Source organism: Actinomycetospora flava (genome assembly GCF_037400335.1).
Taxonomy (GTDB): Bacteria; Actinomycetota; Actinomycetes; order Mycobacteriales; family Pseudonocardiaceae; genus Actinomycetospora; species Actinomycetospora flava.
The window spans coordinates 130,860-145,593 of record NZ_JBBEGM010000015.1; the positions used below are offsets into that span (position 1 = coordinate 130,860).

The window sequence follows — 14,734 nt, forward strand, 5'->3', positions numbered from 1 at the left end:
GGCGGAAGTCGCCGAACGTGCGACGCGTTGACGTGAGTGCGATGACGACACCCCTCGCGGCAGGACCGCGCCCCCGCCTCTGGACCCCACAGCACGTCCTCGTCACCCGCTCCGCGCAGGAGCACCCCCACACCGCCGAGATCCTCCGCCGCTGCGAGGCGGCGGGCGTCGACGACGTCGAGCTGCTGCGCGGCGACCGCATCACGGGTCTGCGCGGCGGGAGCGAGCGCGAGACCTACGCCCGCGCCAAGGCGACGCTCGCCGTCGTCACGAGCCCGGCGTCGGCGCGCAAGCTCGACCCGATCCCGCCGAGCGCGGACTGGCGCGTCGACCTCGCGCGCGGCTGCCCGGCGCACTGCCAGTACTGCTACCTCGCGGGCTCGCTGACCGGGCCGCCCGTGACGCGCGTGTTCGGCGACCTGGAGGAGATCCTCGCCGGCCTCGACGCCTACGTCGGGCACGGCACGATCACGTCGACCTCGGCGGCGCGCGCCGGCGAGGGCACGACCTTCGAGGCCTCCTGCTACACCGACCCGCTGGGCATCGAGCACGTCACGGGCAGCCTGTCCGCGGCGATCCGGCACGTCGGCACCCACGACTTCGGCGGTCCCGTGCAGCTGCGGGCGACGACGAAGTTCGCCGACGTGGACGGCCTGCTCGGGCTGCCGCACGGCGGGCGCACCCGGCTGCGCTTCTCGCTGGGACCGGAGTCGGTGACCGGGCGGTTCGAGGGCGGCACGGATTCGGTGTCCGCGCGGATCGCGGCGCTGGCCCGGATGGCGCGCGCGGGGTGGCCGGTGGGCGTCACGATCGCGCCGATCATGCCGGTGGGGGACTGGCGGGCGGCGTACAGCGACCTCCTGGCGCGGGTGGCCGCGGCGCTCGAGGGGATCGAGGACCTCGACCTCACCGCCGAGTGCATCACGCACCGCTTCACACCGGGCAGCAAGGAGACCCTCGAGAGCTGGTACCCGCGCACCCGGCTCGAGATGGACCCCGAGCAGCGGCGGACCAAGCGCGGCAAGTTCGGCGCGGTGAAGCACGTCTACCCCGACGACGTGATGGCCGACCTGCGGGCGCACGTCACCGCGGAACTCGCCGATCACCTCCCCGTCGCCCGCGTCCTCTACTGGACGTAGCCGGCTGCTCCATGACCCTGTCAGCGGCGTGGCGCCGCTGACGTCGAGTGTCCGTATCGCCACGCGCTCGGCCAGAGGGTCGGGCGTGTCGGGATCTCGACGTGTCGTGTCAGCGGTGGGCCACCGCAGACGTCCAGTGTCCGTATCGCCACACGCTCGATCGGCGAGCGTGCCGGGTGCGCGGCTCGGACCGGCTCCGTGATCGTGGGGGAGTTGCTGACGCTCAACGTCAGCGTGGCCGCCACGCTGACACCACCCCGTGCGTCGCCGCCCGGCCGCGGGCGGTCAGAGGAGCAGGGCGAGCTGCCGGGACTGCGCGACGAGGACGCCCCGCGAGTCCCAGACCTCGACGTCCTCGTCGTGCAGGCCGTGCGCGAGGTGGTTGCTCACCGTCCGGCAGACCAGCGGGCCGGGGGCGGGGTGCTCGCGCAGGTGCACCGTGAGCTGCGCCGTGCTCGAGCCGTGTCCCACCTCGAGCACCACCGGCGCCGCGCCGTCCACGACGAACGCCAGGTCGACGAGCGTCGCGTCCGACCCGTCGGCGAAGGCGAACCAGAACTCCGCGGACGGGTCCCCCGACGGCTCGCCGCGCACCCAGCCGGGCAGCTCGCGCACCCCGTAGCGGATCCGCTGCCCCACGGTGGCCCCGTCCGGGGGCGCGTCCGGTCCCCCGAAGGTCCGGCACGCCTCGAACGGCGGCAGCGACGGCGGCGCGGTGCGGTCGACGGGGTCGGCCGGCGAGGCGGACAGGTCGGCGAACGTCGCCTCCAGCCGCAGCACCTCCCGCTCGGCGCCGTCCGGGCCGGCCTGCAGGAGCCGCGACGTCCCGGTCGCCAGCCGGCGCCCCGCCCGCACCACCGTCGTCAGCACCCGCGCCGGACCGGGCCACGCCGGGCGGAGGTACGACGCCGACGCCACGACCGGGTCCGGCAGCGGGATCTCCGCCGCGAGCGCCCGCAGCGCGACGCTCAGCTGGTAGCCGCCGTTGAGCCGGCCGTCGAGCAGCCCCCAGCGGTCGGACAGCACGATCTCGTGGACCCCGTCGCCGACCCGCTCGGCCGTGCTGTCGAGCGCGAGCTCACCGATCACGCCGCCGAGTAGACCACCTACGACCCGCGGCGACCGCGCGGCAGGGCGCGCACGAGCGGCAGGACGCGGTGGGCGACGCGCTCGGTCAGCGCGATCTCCGTGCGGGTGCGCTCCACCCCCGGGGTGCCGATGATCCCCTGGACCACCTGCTCCAGGTGCGCGTTGGTCCGGGCGACCACGCGGGCCCAGAGGTCGCCGTCGCCGGTGATGCTGTGGGCCTCGACGACCTCGGGGATCGTGGCCAGGTGCTCGGCGACGGCGTCGAGCCGGCCCTGCGTGATGTGCAGGGTGACGAAGGCGTGCACGTCGTAGCCCAGGGCCTCGGGATCGACCTGCGGCTCGAAGCCGACGATCACCCCGCGCTCCTGGAGACGCAGGAAGCGGGCCTGCGCGGTGCCGCGGGCGATGCCCAGCGCCCGCGCGTGCTCGCGCAGCCCGGCCCTGGGGCGTTCGAGGAGCGCGAGCAGCAGCGCCCGGTCGAGGTCGTCGAGGTCCATGGCGTCGTCCAATGGCCGAAGCGGATCAGTCGAAGGCCGTGAGGACTGGACCAATGGCCCAGTTCTCGAAGACGAGGATAGACCACTGGCAAGTAACTCCCTACCTTCTGCGTCACCGCCACGACGTGTGGCCCGGCACCGAGGACCCACCCCGCGCCCCGCGCGCCGGACCACCCAGGAGGTCCGTCATGACCGTCGACGTCCGTCCCCCCGCCTTCGACGTCCCGTTCGGCGGCTCCGACGACAGGGAGCCGCGCCACCCGGTGTCGCTGCGTGACCGCTACGCGATGACGCGCGGGCGCATCCACCTCACCGGTGTGCAGGCGCTGGTCCGCCTCCCCCTCGACCAGCACCGCGCCGACCTCGCCGACGGCCTGCGGACCGGCGGCTACATCTCGGGCTACGAGGGCTCCCCGCTCGCCGGCTACGACCTCGAGCTCGCCCGCCACCGCGACCTGCTCACGGAGAACGACGTCGTCTTCGCGGCGGGGCTCAACGAGGAGATCGCGCTGACGGCGGTCGAGGGCACCCAGCTCGCGGCGGCCACCGGCGGCCTCACGCGCGACGGGGTCGTCGGCTACTGGTACGGCAAGGCGCCGGGCCTCGACCGCGCCACCGACGCCCTGCGCCACGCCAACCTCACCGGCACCCACCCCCGCGGTGGCGCGGTGGCGTTCGTCGGCGACGACCCGGCGGCGAAGTCGTCGAGCGTGCCCTGTGCCTCCGAGGCCGCGCTCGCCGACATGGCGGTCCCCGTGCTCTACCCCGCGGACTCGCAGGACGTCCTCGACCTCGGCCGGCACGCCGTCGCGCTCTCGCGGGTGAGCGGGCTGTGGACCGCGCTGAAGATGGTCACCGCGGTCGCCGACGGCTCCGGCACCGTCGACGTCGACCCCGACCGCCTGCACCCGGTCGTCCCGGACACGACGATCGACGGCCGCCCCTACGTGCACACCCCGTCGGCGACGCTGCTCCAGCCCGCCCTCGGGCCGATCGAGCGCGACCTCTACCGCGCCCGCCTGGTCATCGCGCAGCGCTACGCCGCGGCGAACCGCCTCAACCGGATCGTCGGCGACGGTCCGGCGCGCCTCGGCATCGTCGCGGCGGGCAAGAGCTGGCTCGACCTGCGCCAGGCGCTCGCCACCCTCGGTCTCGACGACCGGGCCCTCGAGCGCCACGGGGTCCGCCTGCTCCGCGTCGCTATGCCCTGGCCGCTGGAGCCCGGGATCGTCGACGAGTTCGCCGAGGGCCTCGACGAGATCGTCGTCGTCGAGGAGAAGCGCGCGTTCCTCGAGACCCAGATCAAGGAGCTGCTCTACGGCCGCGCCGACGCCCCGCGCGTCCACGGCAAGCGCGGGCCCACCGGTGCCGCGATGTTCCCCGAGGCCGGCGACCTCGACCCCGACGTCGTCGCCCGCCGTCTCGGCGAGCGCCTCCTGGCGCACGGCGACGTGCCGAGCGTGCGGGCCTGGCGCGACGAGAAGGCGCGCCGCAGCCGCATCGACCTGTCGCTGACGCCGGTCGACGGCGCGAAGCGCACGCCGTTCTACTGCTCGGGCTGCCCGCACAACACCTCGACCACCGCGATCCCCGACGGCTCGCTCGTCGGCGCCGGCATCGGCTGCCACACGATGGTGCTGCTGATGCCCGAGGAGCAGGTCGGCGAGGTCACCGGCCTGTCGCAGATGGGCGGCGAGGGCGCGCACTGGTTCGGCATGGCGCCGTTCGTCGAGGGGCCCAATGGAAAGACACCGCACTTCGTCCAGAACATGGGCGACGGGACGTTCCACCACTCCGGGTCGCTCGCCGTGCGCGCGGCCGTCGCGGCCGGCTCGCACATGACGTTCCGCCTGCTGCACAACGGCGCCGCCGCGATGACCGGCGGCCAGGACGCCGTCGGTGCCCTGCCGATGCCGGCGCTGACGCGGTCGCTGATGGCCGAGGGCGTCACGAAGATCCTCGTCACCACCGAGGACCGGTCGCGGTACAGGGGCGTCAAGCTGGCCCGGGGCGTCGAGGTCTGGGACCGCTCGCGCTACGAGGAGGCCCAGCGCGTCCTCGCCGACACCCCTGGCGTCACCGTGCTCATCCACGACCAGGAGTGCGCGGCCCAGAAGCGCCGCAAGCGCAAGCGCGGCCTGTTGCCCGACCCGAGCACGCGCGTGATGATCAACGAGCGCGTCTGCGAGGGCTGCGGCGACTGCGGGCAGACCTCGAACTGCCTGTCGGTGACCCCGGTGGACACCGAGTTCGGCCGCAAGACCCGCATCCACCAGGCGTCCTGCAACAAGGACTACTCCTGCCTCGACGGCGACTGCCCGGCGTTCCTCACCGTCGAGCCCGGCGCGGGTTCGGGGACGGCCGCCGCGCCGCGCGGGCTCGAGCCGCTGGACGCCGACACGGCGCCGACGCCGCCCGCGGTGGTCGACGACCGGGAGTTCACGGTCCGGCTCGCGGGCATCGGCGGCACCGGCGTCACCACGGTGTCGCAGGTGCTCGCCACGGCGGCGCTGGTCGCCGGGCGCCACGTGCGCGGTCTCGACCAGACCGGGCTGGCCCAGAAGGGCGGCGCGGTGATCTCCGACATCAAGATCAGCCGGGACGCCACCGAGGCCGCCGGACGCGCCGCCGAGGGCGAGTGCGACCTCTACCTCGGCGCCGACCTGCTCGTCGCCGCCGAGCCGGCGAACCTCGCGACCTGCGCGTCGTGGCGCACCGTCGCCGCGATCTCGTCGGCGAAGGTCCCGACGGGGTCGATGGTCGTCGACCCGACGGTCTCGTTCCCCGACCCGGACGCGGTGCTCGCGCGCATCACCGAGCGGGTCCGCCGCGACGTCGGGGTCGTCGTCGACGCCCGGGCGCTGGCCGACGCGCTGTTCGGCGACGACCAGTTCGCGCTGACGATCCTGCTCGGCGCCGCGTTCCAGGCCGGCGCGCTGCCGCTGCCGGCGTCGGCCGTCGAGGAGGCGTTCACGCTCAACGGCGCCGCGGTCGAGAAGAACCTGCAGGCCTTCCGCCGCGGGCGCCAGTCGGTCGCCGACCCCGAGGCGTTCGCGATGGTGGTCGCGCTCGTGACCGGCACCGGGCCCGACACCGGGGTCCCCGGCCTCACCGCCCGTGGGGCCGCCGAGGCCGCGGAGATCGTCGCGTCGATCGGCGCGCCGGCCGGGAGCGAGCTGGAGCGCCTCGTCGGCGTCCGGGTCCCGGAGCTCGTGGCCTACCAGGACGCGTCGTACGCCCGGTCCTACGCCGACGTGGTGCGGGGCTGCGTCGACGCCGACCCGCGGCTCGCCGAGGCGATCGCGACCGGGCTGTACAAGCTGATGGCCTACAAGGACGAGTACGAGGTCGCGCGCCTGTCGCTCGACCCGGCGCTCGAGGCCTCGGTGCGCGCGCAGTTCGGGGACGGCGCCAGGTACGCGTGGAAGCTGCACCCGCCGGTCCTGCGGGCCGTCGGCATGCAGCGCAAGATCACGCTGGGCCGCTGGTTCCGCCCGGGCTACCGCACGCTGCGCGCGATGCGCCGCCTGCGCGGCACCCGCCTCGACCCGTTCGGCGTCGCCGAGGTGCGGCGCGTCGAGCGGGAGCTGGTGGGCGAGTACCGGGAGCTGGTCCCGGCGCTGCTCGCCCTCGACGACACCGACCGCGCCGTCGAGATCGCCGCCCTGCCGGACATGGTCCGGGGCTACGAGGACATCAAGCTCGGCAACGTCGCCCGCTACCGCGCCCGCCTGGCGGAGCTGCTGCCCTGACCGGCCCATCGTGAGTACTTTCCGGCCCTATAGGGCCGGAAAGTACTCACATGAAGGTGACCACGGGCTCCACGGCGACCGGGGTGGCCAGGCTGTTCGCGACGTAGCACTCCTTGTGCGCGAGGTGCACGAGCCGCTCCACGCGCGGGACGCTCGGGCCCGCCGCCACGGTGATGTGCGGGCGCAGCACGATCGCCGCGATCCGCGCCGGGCCGTCGTCGTGCGACATCGTCGCCTCGGCGTCGTCCCGGTACTCCGTGACGTCGATGCGGGCGCGCGCGGCGATCGCGAGGAACGACAGCAGCTGGCACGACGACGCCGCCGCGAGCACCAGCTGCTCGGGGTCGAGCCGGCTCGCGTCGCCGCCCATCGCCGGGTCGTTGGAGAGCTCGAGCGTGGCCGCGGCGGGCGGCGAGGAGATCGCGTGCGCGCGCTCGTAGCCGTCGTAGCCCACACCGGTCGACCCCGACCACGTGCAGGTCGCGGCGTAGCGGTGGGTGCCGTCGGGGTCGGTGGTGAACGCCATCAGGGCAGCTCGTAGTCGAGCGTCAGCAGCTCGTGCGCGATGACCCCGGTGCCCGACAGGCCGGTCAGCCCGCCCGTCCCGGACCCGGCGACGACGAACGCCCACTGCCGCATCTCCTGGCCGTCGCCGCCGGACGCGCCGTGCTGCAGGACGAAGCTGCCCGCGCGACCGTCGAGCTCGCCGACCACACGCTCCTGCGCGAGGTACGCCGCGCCGCTCTCGCCCTGGGTGGTCAGCAGCTCGGCCACCGACGTGCCCACGAGCGGCCCGGAGTAGGTCTTGCGCACCTGGGCCCGGCCGGTCGCGGGGCCCCGGCCCTCCGGATCGGCGAGGGCCCCTCCTTCAGGGCCCTCGGCCGGCTCCCAGAGGTCGATCGTGAACGGGCTCTCGAGGTGGGTCACCCCGTCATCCTCACCGGTGAAGGCTGACACCTGCCGTCAGGGTCGGGTCAGCTCGTCGGCGATCGCGCGCAGCCGCGCCCGGGCCAGCGTGTCGAGCGCCTGCGGCTCGGGCTCCGCCTCCCGCAGGCCGTTGTAGTAGCGCCCGGTGACGCCGGCGAGCTCCGGGCCGACCGCGAGCCGCGCCGTCGCCTCCACCCCCTCGGCGATCGTGCTGACCGGCGACGGGACGATCTTGGTCGGCATGAAGGTCGCCGGGTGCAGGGCGGTCGCGGTGACCACGGCCGGGTCCAGCTCGTCGGCGAGGTCGAACGCGTCGAGGATCTGCGCGAGCTTGCTCCGGCAGTACGCCCGCCAGCCCGAGTAGTCCTTGCGGAGCATGAGGTCGTCGAAGTCGAGCGCCGCCTGGCCCGCCGAGGCCACCATGACGATCCGCGCCGGCCCCTGGGCACTCGCGGCGCCCGCCGCCTTGAGCGGGCCGAGCAGCCGGTGGGCGAGCAGGTGGCCGGCGAGGAAGTTGACCGCGAACCGCAGCTCGTGGCCGTCGGCGCTCTCCTGGCGCACGCCGCCGCCGGGCACGTCGGCGCCGATGCCCGCGTTGTTGACGAGCACGTCGAGGCGGGGGTGGTCGGCGGCCACGCGGTCGGCGAGGTCGCGCACCTGCGCGAGATCGGCGAGGTCCGCGCGGTACCAGGACAGGGCCTCGTTGCCGGTCGCCTGCCGGATCTCCTCGAGCGCGGCCTTCCCGCGCTCGTCGTCGCGCCCGTGCAGCAGGACGGTCAGGCCGCGGCCCGCGAGGTCCTCGGCGAGGCCGCGACCGAGGCCGTCGGTGGCGCCGGTGACCAGGACGGTGGCGGGGACGGGGGCGCTCACGTCATCCACCGTCCGCGAGTCGCCGGCAGCGGGTCGTCGTATCCCATGGACGTCCTGTGCCCGCTGCCGGCCGGTGACTCACCTCGCGAGGAACTAGGGCCGGTCGGTGCGCTGGCTCGGGTAGCGCGTCGCCGACTGGGGCCCGTAGTACTGCGGCTCGGGGAACGGCACGGTGCGGCCCGGGACGCAGGTCTGCTTGCGGACCTGGCGCACCGCGGAGTCGACCTGCTTCTGGTACTTGCCGCCGGTGCGGCTGTTGACGAACGCCGCGGCCTGGTCGGCGTAGCGGTTGACCTTCTCCGGGTTCTGCTTCGCGTACCGCCGCGCGGCGGCGACGGCGGCGCCGAGCGCCGCAACCCTGCGCATCAGGGGCATCGGTTCCTCCTCGGGGGAACGGTCTTCACCATCGAGTGTGCCCGTTTCGGGCGGGTGAGGTGACGAGGGCGGTGTCCAGCACGGTCGTCGGGCCGCGGCCGGCGGTGTGCGGGGGCCACGGCACCGCGTCGGTCGACGGGTCCCCGGTGCGCACGAACCGCAGCCATGCGGCGCGCACCACGGCACCGAGCGGCTCGACGTCGTCGTCCCAGTCGGCGCCCCGCAGCATCGGCGCGCCCTCCCACGCCGCGCGGTTGCCGAACAGGAACGGCAGCTCGAGGCAGTGGCAGGCGCCGAGCCCGGACGCGGGCGCCCGCCACGCGAAGCGGTAGCTGAACGCCTGCACGCCGGCGCGCGCCGCGTCGTCGGCGAAACGATCCGCCGAGGCGGTGAACACCTGCCGGGTGGCCACGGCGGAGACGGCGCCGACGAGGTGACGCCCCACCGGCACCCCGCGCAGGTCCCGCAGGATCGGGCTGATCGCCATGAACGTCTCGGCCTCGTCCGCGGTCGCGCCGACGAGCACGTCGTGCCCCGCACCGGCGGCGTCGGCCCAGGTCGTCCCGGCAGCCAGGGGCGCGACCCCGTCGACCGGCGCGAACGCCGGGGACGAGTTCACCCCGCCCGGCCCGGCGGCGCGGATCATCGCGTGCCGCTGGGCGGCGAGCAGCGCGTCGACCGGGGCCGTGGCGGGGTCGGCGCCGTCGAGACCCGCGGCGACGTAGCCCGCCACCCGGGCCGCCCGCCGCGGCGAGGACAGGCCGAGGCCGAGCTGGCCGCTCTGCAGGATCGCCCGCCGGAACAGCGGCCGCGCCGCGGGCACCGTGAGCAGGCAGGCGGTCGCGTGCGCGCCCGCGGACTGGCCCGCGACGGTGACCTGCGCGGGGTCGCCGCCGAACGCCGCGACGTTCTCGTGCACCCAGCGCAGGGCGGCCAGCACGTCGAGCAGCCCGAGGTTGCCGTCGGACACCCCGGGCGCCGCGAGCCAGCCCAGCACCCCGAGCCGGTAGCTCACGTTGACCGTGACGACGTCGCCCTCGGCGACCAGCCGCGAGGTGTCGTACCAGGACGTCGAGGCCGCGCCGATCACGTAGGCGCCGCCGTGCAGCCAGACGAGCACCGGGCGCGGGACGCCGTCGACGAGCGCGGCCGCCGGCGCCCGGACGTCGACGCGCAGGCAGTCCTCGTCCTGCGGGGCGTCGTCGTCGGAGGACGGGCCGGTGACCGCGGCGACGCGTGCCGGCAGCTGCGGGCTGATCGGGCCGGGCCCGAGCGCGTCGCGGACCCCGTCCCAGGGAGCCGGCGGCTCGGGCGGCGCGAACCGCGCGGCCGTGGCGTACCGGAGGCCGCGGAACGCGACGACGTCGCCGTCCCGGCGGCCGCGCACCCGGCCGCCGGCGACCGTGACGACCGGTTCCGGCGGGCTCACCCGGGGTGGTGCTCGACGAGGTGCTCGCCCAGCAGGTCGAGCCCGAAGTCGTGCCCGGGGTCGCGCCAGACGGAGTGGGCGTGGTTCACCCCGCGCTGGGTGTTGTCCCACTCCGCGAGCAGGCGGGGGCCCTGCAGCCGGTAGTAGTGCGGGTCGCCGCGCTGCGCGCCGCCGGCCCACGCGAAGTGCACGGCGTCGAGGGCGTCCCCGTCGAACCGGGCCCGCTCGCGCTCGACCAGTCCCGGCGGCATGCGGCCGACGTAGGTGTCGAGCAGCGCGCGCAGGATCGACTTCTGCCCCGCGCCCAGGTCGGCCCCGGCGATGCCGCGCGGCGCGGCGGTGAGCTCGGTCGCCGCGTGGTCGGCCTCGGTGACGCCGAGCTGGGCCTCGAGCCCGTCGTGCATCGCCCACATGCGGTCCTCGAGCTGCTGCTGGAAGTGCCCGCGCCACAGGTCGGGCAGGGGGATCAGCCGGTCGCCGGGGCGGGGCTGGACCCGGTTGCCGCCGATGATGTCCGGGACCGCGGTCGTGGTGAGCACGGCGCGCGAGCGCTGCTCGGCGTCGAGGGCAGCCAACAGCTCCCGGGCGGTGTCCTCGACGCCGCCGAGCGGGCGCAGCTCGCGGCCGCCGAGCAGCGGCGAGACCATCGGGTCCGCGCCGAGGAAGCACGGGCTGCCCGCGACCGCCTCGCCGTCCATGACCAGGTGGTGGACGGAGACGTGGTGCCCGCCGAAGCGCCACGACCAGGGGCCGTCACCGCGCGGATCCCCGAAGACGCGCAGGTAGTACATGGCGGGGTCGCGGCCGCGGTCGCGCTCGAAGCCGGCGGTGAAGCCCTCGGTGCGGTCGAGGACGTTCTCCAGCCCCATGATCGTCGCGGCCGAGACGTACCCGGCCTCCGAGAGCCCGGTGGACAGCAGCCGCATCGCGGCGCGCTGCTGGTGGGGACGCTGCTGGTGGAGCGTGAGCCCGCCGTGGTCGGTCGGCGTGTAGAACCAGAGCACGCGTTCCGCGTCGGCGGCCTTCGAGCCCGGCCAGTCCCAGACGCCGGTGGCGCGCTGCTCGTCGTCGAGGGTGTCGATCCACGCCGCGGCCGCCTCGGCCATGGCCGAGGCGACCGTGCGCGGGGTGGGCGGCGGGGACGTCACTTGATGCGCTGCAGCTGGGTGATCACCAGCCCGTCGGCTCCCCCGACGAGGTACTCGTCGAGCTTGCCGGCGAACTCCACGAGGTGGCCGTTGCCCAGGTGGGCCTCGAGGTGGCCGGGGCTCTGCCAGTTCTCGTAGAAGACGAACGTGGCCGGGTCGTCCACGGCGACGTGCAGGTCGTAGTTGACGACGCCCTCCTCGGCGAGCGTCGGCTCGACGAGCTGCTCGAGCTCCGCGCGCAGCTGCGCCTCCTTGCCGGGCAGGGCGGTCATCTTGGCCACGACCGTGAGCAGGGTGCGGTCGTTCTCGGTGGGCGTGGGGGTCGGCACGCGGAGCCTCCTGGGTTGGGTGTCGACTGCTCGATACCCGGGTGTCTACCGCGTCACGCGTCCCGGCGGGGCGGGTCGTCCTCGTCGGTCGGCGACCCCGTGCCGTCCTCCTCGTCGGAGATCGACCGCGACGAGCGCTGACGCTCCGACGCGCTGTCCGCGTCCTCCGGCTCGGCGTCGATGACGATGGACTGGTCGTCGTCCGACCCGTCGCCCGAGCCCGCGCCGTCGTCGTCCGAGCCCTCGTCCGGCGAGCCGACCGGGGCCTCGGCGCCACGCGACCGCAGGTCGGCCGCGCGCGGTGACCCCGGCGGCGGAGCCGGCGGGCCCGAGGGATCCGGCGGTCCCGGCGGACCGGGTGGTCCCGGCGGGCTCGCCGACGGCGGTGCCGCGGGCGGGGGCGGCGTGTTCGTCAGCGTCCGCGAGGCGCGGATCGCCGAGCGCGCCCGGACGTGCTGGATCCCGACCAGCCCGACGCCGAGCAGCAGCGCCAGCACCCCGAAGATCACGATCGCGAACACCGTCGCGAACACCCCGACGATGATCGCCAGCCCGCCCACCACCGCCCAGACCATGCCGATGGTGCGCATGGTTGCGATGGTCGGCGGCGGGTCCGGGGGCTCGGTCACGGCGTCGGGTCCCGGGTCAGGTCCGGGGTCACGTCCGATAGCCCGCCTTCTCGGCGCGGTCCAGGGAGGCCTGGACCTCCTTCTCCGCGGCGGCCCGGCCGACCCACTCGTGGCCCTCGACCTTCTTGTCGGGCTCGAGCGCCTTGTAGACCTCGAAGAAGTGCTGGATCTCCATGCGGTGGTACTCGTCGAGGTGGTGGATGTCGCGCAGGTGCTCGAGGCGCGGGTCGTCGCTCGGCACGCAGAGCACCTTGTCGTCGCCGCCGGCCTCGTCGGTCATCCGGAACATCCCGATCGCGCGGCTGCGCACCAGGCATCCCGGGAACGTCGGCTGCTGGACGAGGACGAGCGCGTCGAGCGGGTCGTCGTCCTGGCCGAGGGTGTTCTCGATGTAGCCGTAGTCGGCGGGGTAGCGGGTCGCGGTGAACAGCGTGCGGTCCAGCCGCAGACGGCCGGACTCGTGGTCCATCTCGTACTTGTTGCGGCTGCCCTGCGGCACCTCGACCAGCACGTCGAAATCCACGCTGCTCCTCCGGTGTGTTCGGCGTGTGGGGGTCGTCAGTGTCGCGCCCCGCCTCGTCGGCCGGCCACTCCACCCCTGCTCGGTGTGACGAGTGGGTGGATACCCACCCCGGCGGGGTATCAGTGATGCAGGCGGGTCGGGAGGTGGCGCGATGGGCGTGTCGCAACGGTTCGACGCCTTCCAGCGCCGGCACCGGTGGGCCGCGCTGCCGATCGCGGTCGTCTACAAGTTCGTCGACGACCAGGGCGCCTACCTGGCCGCGCTGCTGACGTACTACGGCTTCCTGTCGCTGTTCCCGTTGCTGCTGCTCGGCGTGACGGTGCTGGGCTACGTGCTCCACGACGACCCGGCGGCGCAGCAGGCTGTCGTCTCCTCCGCGCTGCGCAACGTGCCGGTGATCGGCGACCAGATCCGCGAGAACGTGCACACCCTCAGCGGCAACACCGCCGCGCTCGTCGTGGGCGTCGTCGTCGCGATGTACGGCGCGCTCGGCGTCACCCAGGCCGCCCAGCACGCGCTCGACGAGGTCTGGGCGGTCCCGCGCGCGGAGCGTCCGAGCATCTGGGCGGCCTACGCCCGGGGCGCGCTGGTGGTGCTGCTCGTGGGCGTCGGGATGATGCTCACCGCGGCGCTGTCGGCGCTGGCGACCACGGCCGGCGAGACGACCGGGCTTGGCGGGCTCGGGCGCGGCACCGCCACCGTGGTCGGCGTCGTCGTGAACATCGGCCTGTTCCTCCTGGCCTACCACGTGCTGCCGGCGCGGCGGGTCGCCGTGCGCGACCGCTGGATCGGGGCGGTCGTGGCCGGGGTGACCTGGCAGGTGCTGCTCTCGGCCGGCACGTGGCTCGTCGGCACCCGGCTGCAGGGCGCCAGCGCGACCTACGGGCTCTTCGGCATCGTGCTCGGCCTGCTGGCGTGGATCTACCTGGCGGCCTCGGTGTTCGTGCTCTGCGCGGAGCTCGACGCCGTCCTCGCGCGCCGTCTGCACCCGCGCAGCCTGTTCAGCATGTACCCCGACGACCGCGACACCACGGCCGCCGACCGCCGCGCCTACGCCTCGTACGCGGAGTCCGAGCGGCAGAAGGACCACCAGACCGTCGACGTCAGCTTCCACGAGGAGCCGGCGCCGGAGGTACCGCGCCCGCGGGCGCCGCAGGAGCCGCCGCAGCGGGCGCCGTCCGAGTGAGCGCCCGGCGCCGCGCGACCCCGACCACCCCGAGGACGACCACCTCCAGCAGCGGCGCCGGGACACCGAGCGCCACGGTGAGGGCGACGTCGCCGACCGGGGCGAGGACCCCCGCGGCGACGAGCGGCGTACCGGCCGGCGGGAGCTTCGTGCGTCCCCGCGCCCGCTCGCGGCGCGCGACCGGCGTCCGCGACCAGGGCTTGGCCACCGACAGCCACGCCTGGAAGGCCACCGCCGACGCCATCGCCGCGGCGCCCGCCACCTGCGCCGCGGGCGCCGGGGTGCCGCCCGCGACGAGCTCGTCGAGCACCGGCGAGAGGATCGCGATCCCCGCGTAGAGCTGTACGAGCGTGATCGCCGCCTTGGCCGCGACCCACCAGTGGTGCACCAGGCCCCACGACGTCGTCCACGCCAGCACGAGCCCCGTGCTCGCCGACGCGTTGGCCGCGACGGCCAGCAGGAACACGTCGAGATGCCGCGCCGCGCCGACCGCGGCGCCGGCGAGCGCCGGGTCGCTGCGCGAGAGGCCGAGCAGGATCGCCAGCCCGGCGGCCCCGCTCATCCAGGCCGTGGAGCTGACGACGTGCAGCCACACGAGGAGGTGACGCCAGGGCTTGCCGGTCCGCGGGGTGGTCACGGCGTCCAGCGTCGTGACCACGGGTCATCGCGACATCGGGGCGACCCCGGGAACGGCCCCGACGGCGCGTACGTCGCAGGGCGTAGGGGGACCCGATCGCGTGGAGTCGGGGGTTCGAACGGCTGGCCGAGTGGTACTCAGGGCCGTCGCGGCCTGATGATCGGGCCCGTCTCCGCTGCACCTCCGCGGCGTCCACTCCTCCCC

The 14,734-nt window shown here is 74.9% G+C and carries 15 protein-coding genes; 3 read left to right on the forward strand and 12 right to left on the reverse strand.

The features are described 5' to 3' along the window. The first annotated feature begins 41 nt into the window (after positions 1-41). Entirely contained in the window at positions 42-1,139 is a 1,098-nt protein-coding gene (locus tag WCD58_RS28595; RefSeq protein ID WP_337706520.1) for an SPL family radical SAM protein, read from the forward strand. Positions 1,140-1,424: 285 nt separating this feature from the next. Here WCD58_RS28595 and WCD58_RS28600 read toward each other — a convergent pair whose 3' ends face one another. Both WCD58_RS28600 and WCD58_RS28605 read right to left on the reverse strand, forming a co-directional pair. Beyond that, a complete protein-coding gene (locus tag WCD58_RS28600) occupies positions 1,425-2,228 on the reverse strand; it encodes a thioesterase family protein (RefSeq protein ID WP_337706521.1) in 804 nt (267 codons plus the stop codon). Positions 2,229-2,245: 17 nt separating this feature from the next. Then, entirely contained in the window at positions 2,246-2,725 is a 480-nt protein-coding gene (locus WCD58_RS28605; protein ID WP_337706522.1) for an Lrp/AsnC family transcriptional regulator, read from the reverse strand. Positions 2,726-2,913: 188 nt separating this feature from the next. Between WCD58_RS28605 and WCD58_RS28610 the strand changes: the two genes are divergently transcribed. Further along, complete coding sequence (locus tag WCD58_RS28610; protein WP_337706523.1) at positions 2,914-6,477, forward strand: indolepyruvate ferredoxin oxidoreductase family protein; 3,564 nt, start codon at positions 2,914-2,916, stop codon at positions 6,475-6,477. 46 nt (positions 6,478-6,523) lie between these two features. Here WCD58_RS28610 and WCD58_RS28615 read toward each other — a convergent pair whose 3' ends face one another. From WCD58_RS28615 to WCD58_RS28655, 9 genes are all read right to left on the reverse strand, one after another. Next, entirely contained in the window at positions 6,524-7,003 is a 480-nt protein-coding gene (locus WCD58_RS28615; protein WP_337706524.1) for an OsmC family protein, read from the reverse strand. Next, positions 7,003-7,404: a DUF3224 domain-containing protein gene (locus WCD58_RS28620; RefSeq protein WP_337706526.1), complete on the reverse strand. Its 402-nt coding sequence runs from the start codon at positions 7,402-7,404 to the stop codon at positions 7,003-7,005. Before WCD58_RS28620 ends, WCD58_RS28615 begins: the two co-directional genes overlap by 1 nt. 36 nt (positions 7,405-7,440) lie before the next feature. Beyond that, on the reverse strand, positions 7,441-8,274 hold the full coding sequence (locus tag WCD58_RS28625) for an SDR family NAD(P)-dependent oxidoreductase (RefSeq protein WP_337706527.1): 834 nt from the start codon (positions 8,272-8,274) through the stop codon (positions 7,441-7,443). A gap of 93 nt (positions 8,275-8,367) precedes the next feature. Continuing rightward, positions 8,368-8,649 carry an antitoxin gene (locus WCD58_RS28630; protein ID WP_337706528.1) on the reverse strand — a complete coding sequence of 94 codons (282 nt, stop codon included), beginning with the start codon at positions 8,647-8,649 and terminating at the stop codon, positions 8,368-8,370. Positions 8,650-8,674: 25 nt separating this feature from the next. Next, positions 8,675-10,078 carry a carboxylesterase/lipase family protein gene (locus WCD58_RS28635; RefSeq protein ID WP_337706529.1) on the reverse strand — a complete coding sequence of 468 codons (1,404 nt, stop codon included), beginning with the start codon at positions 10,076-10,078 and terminating at the stop codon, positions 8,675-8,677. After that, positions 10,075-11,184 carry a DUF3500 domain-containing protein gene (locus WCD58_RS28640; protein ID WP_337706530.1) on the reverse strand — a complete coding sequence of 370 codons (1,110 nt, stop codon included), beginning with the start codon at positions 11,182-11,184 and terminating at the stop codon, positions 10,075-10,077. The genes WCD58_RS28635 and WCD58_RS28640 overlap by 4 nt, the downstream gene beginning before the upstream one ends. A 38-nt stretch (positions 11,185-11,222) precedes the next feature. Continuing rightward, positions 11,223-11,555 carry a putative quinol monooxygenase gene (locus tag WCD58_RS28645; protein WP_337706531.1) on the reverse strand — a complete coding sequence of 111 codons (333 nt, stop codon included), beginning with the start codon at positions 11,553-11,555 and terminating at the stop codon, positions 11,223-11,225. Between the two features lie 53 nt (positions 11,556-11,608). After that, a complete protein-coding gene (locus WCD58_RS28650) occupies positions 11,609-12,145 on the reverse strand; it encodes a hypothetical protein (RefSeq protein ID WP_337706532.1) in 537 nt (178 codons plus the stop codon). Positions 12,146-12,212: 67 nt separating this feature from the next. Then, positions 12,213-12,707: an inorganic diphosphatase gene (locus tag WCD58_RS28655; RefSeq protein WP_133826150.1), complete on the reverse strand. Its 495-nt coding sequence runs from the start codon at positions 12,705-12,707 to the stop codon at positions 12,213-12,215. Between the two features lie 151 nt (positions 12,708-12,858). Between WCD58_RS28655 and WCD58_RS28660 the strand changes: the two genes are divergently transcribed. Next, positions 12,859-13,893 carry a YihY/virulence factor BrkB family protein gene (locus WCD58_RS28660; protein ID WP_337706533.1) on the forward strand — a complete coding sequence of 345 codons (1,035 nt, stop codon included), beginning with the start codon at positions 12,859-12,861 and terminating at the stop codon, positions 13,891-13,893. Here WCD58_RS28660 and WCD58_RS28665 read toward each other — a convergent pair. Continuing rightward, positions 13,811-14,530 (reverse strand): hypothetical protein, encoded by a 720-nt coding sequence (locus tag WCD58_RS28665; RefSeq protein WP_337706534.1) that lies wholly within the window; start codon positions 14,528-14,530, stop codon positions 13,811-13,813. The two genes, WCD58_RS28660 and WCD58_RS28665, sit on opposite strands and share 83 nt — an antisense overlap. Between the last annotated feature and the right edge of the window lie 204 nt (positions 14,531-14,734).

What these genes read in the sequence shown, in the direction of transcription:
- WCD58_RS28605 (WP_337706522.1), bottom strand. Translation starts at nt 2,725, where the DNA reads ATGGACCTCGACGACCTCGACCGGGCGCTGCTGCTCGCGCTCCTCGAA.
- WCD58_RS28630 (WP_337706528.1), bottom strand. Translation starts at nt 8,649, where the DNA reads ATGCCCCTGATGCGCAGGGTTGCGGCGCTCGGCGCCGCCGTCGCCGCC.
- WCD58_RS28595 (WP_337706520.1), top strand. Translation starts at nt 42, where the DNA reads ATGACGACACCCCTCGCGGCAGGACCGCGCCCCCGCCTCTGGACCCCA.
- WCD58_RS28650 (WP_337706532.1), bottom strand. Translation starts at nt 12,145, where the DNA reads ATGCGCACCATCGGCATGGTCTGGGCGGTGGTGGGCGGGCTGGCGATC.
- WCD58_RS28660 (WP_337706533.1), top strand. Translation starts at nt 12,859, where the DNA reads ATGGGCGTGTCGCAACGGTTCGACGCCTTCCAGCGCCGGCACCGGTGG.
- WCD58_RS28615 (WP_337706524.1), bottom strand. Translation starts at nt 7,003, where the DNA reads ATGGCGTTCACCACCGACCCCGACGGCACCCACCGCTACGCCGCGACC.
- WCD58_RS28610 (WP_337706523.1), top strand. Translation starts at nt 2,914, where the DNA reads ATGACCGTCGACGTCCGTCCCCCCGCCTTCGACGTCCCGTTCGGCGGC.
- WCD58_RS28640 (WP_337706530.1), bottom strand. Translation starts at nt 11,184, where the DNA reads ATGGCCGAGGCGGCCGCGGCGTGGATCGACACCCTCGACGACGAGCAG.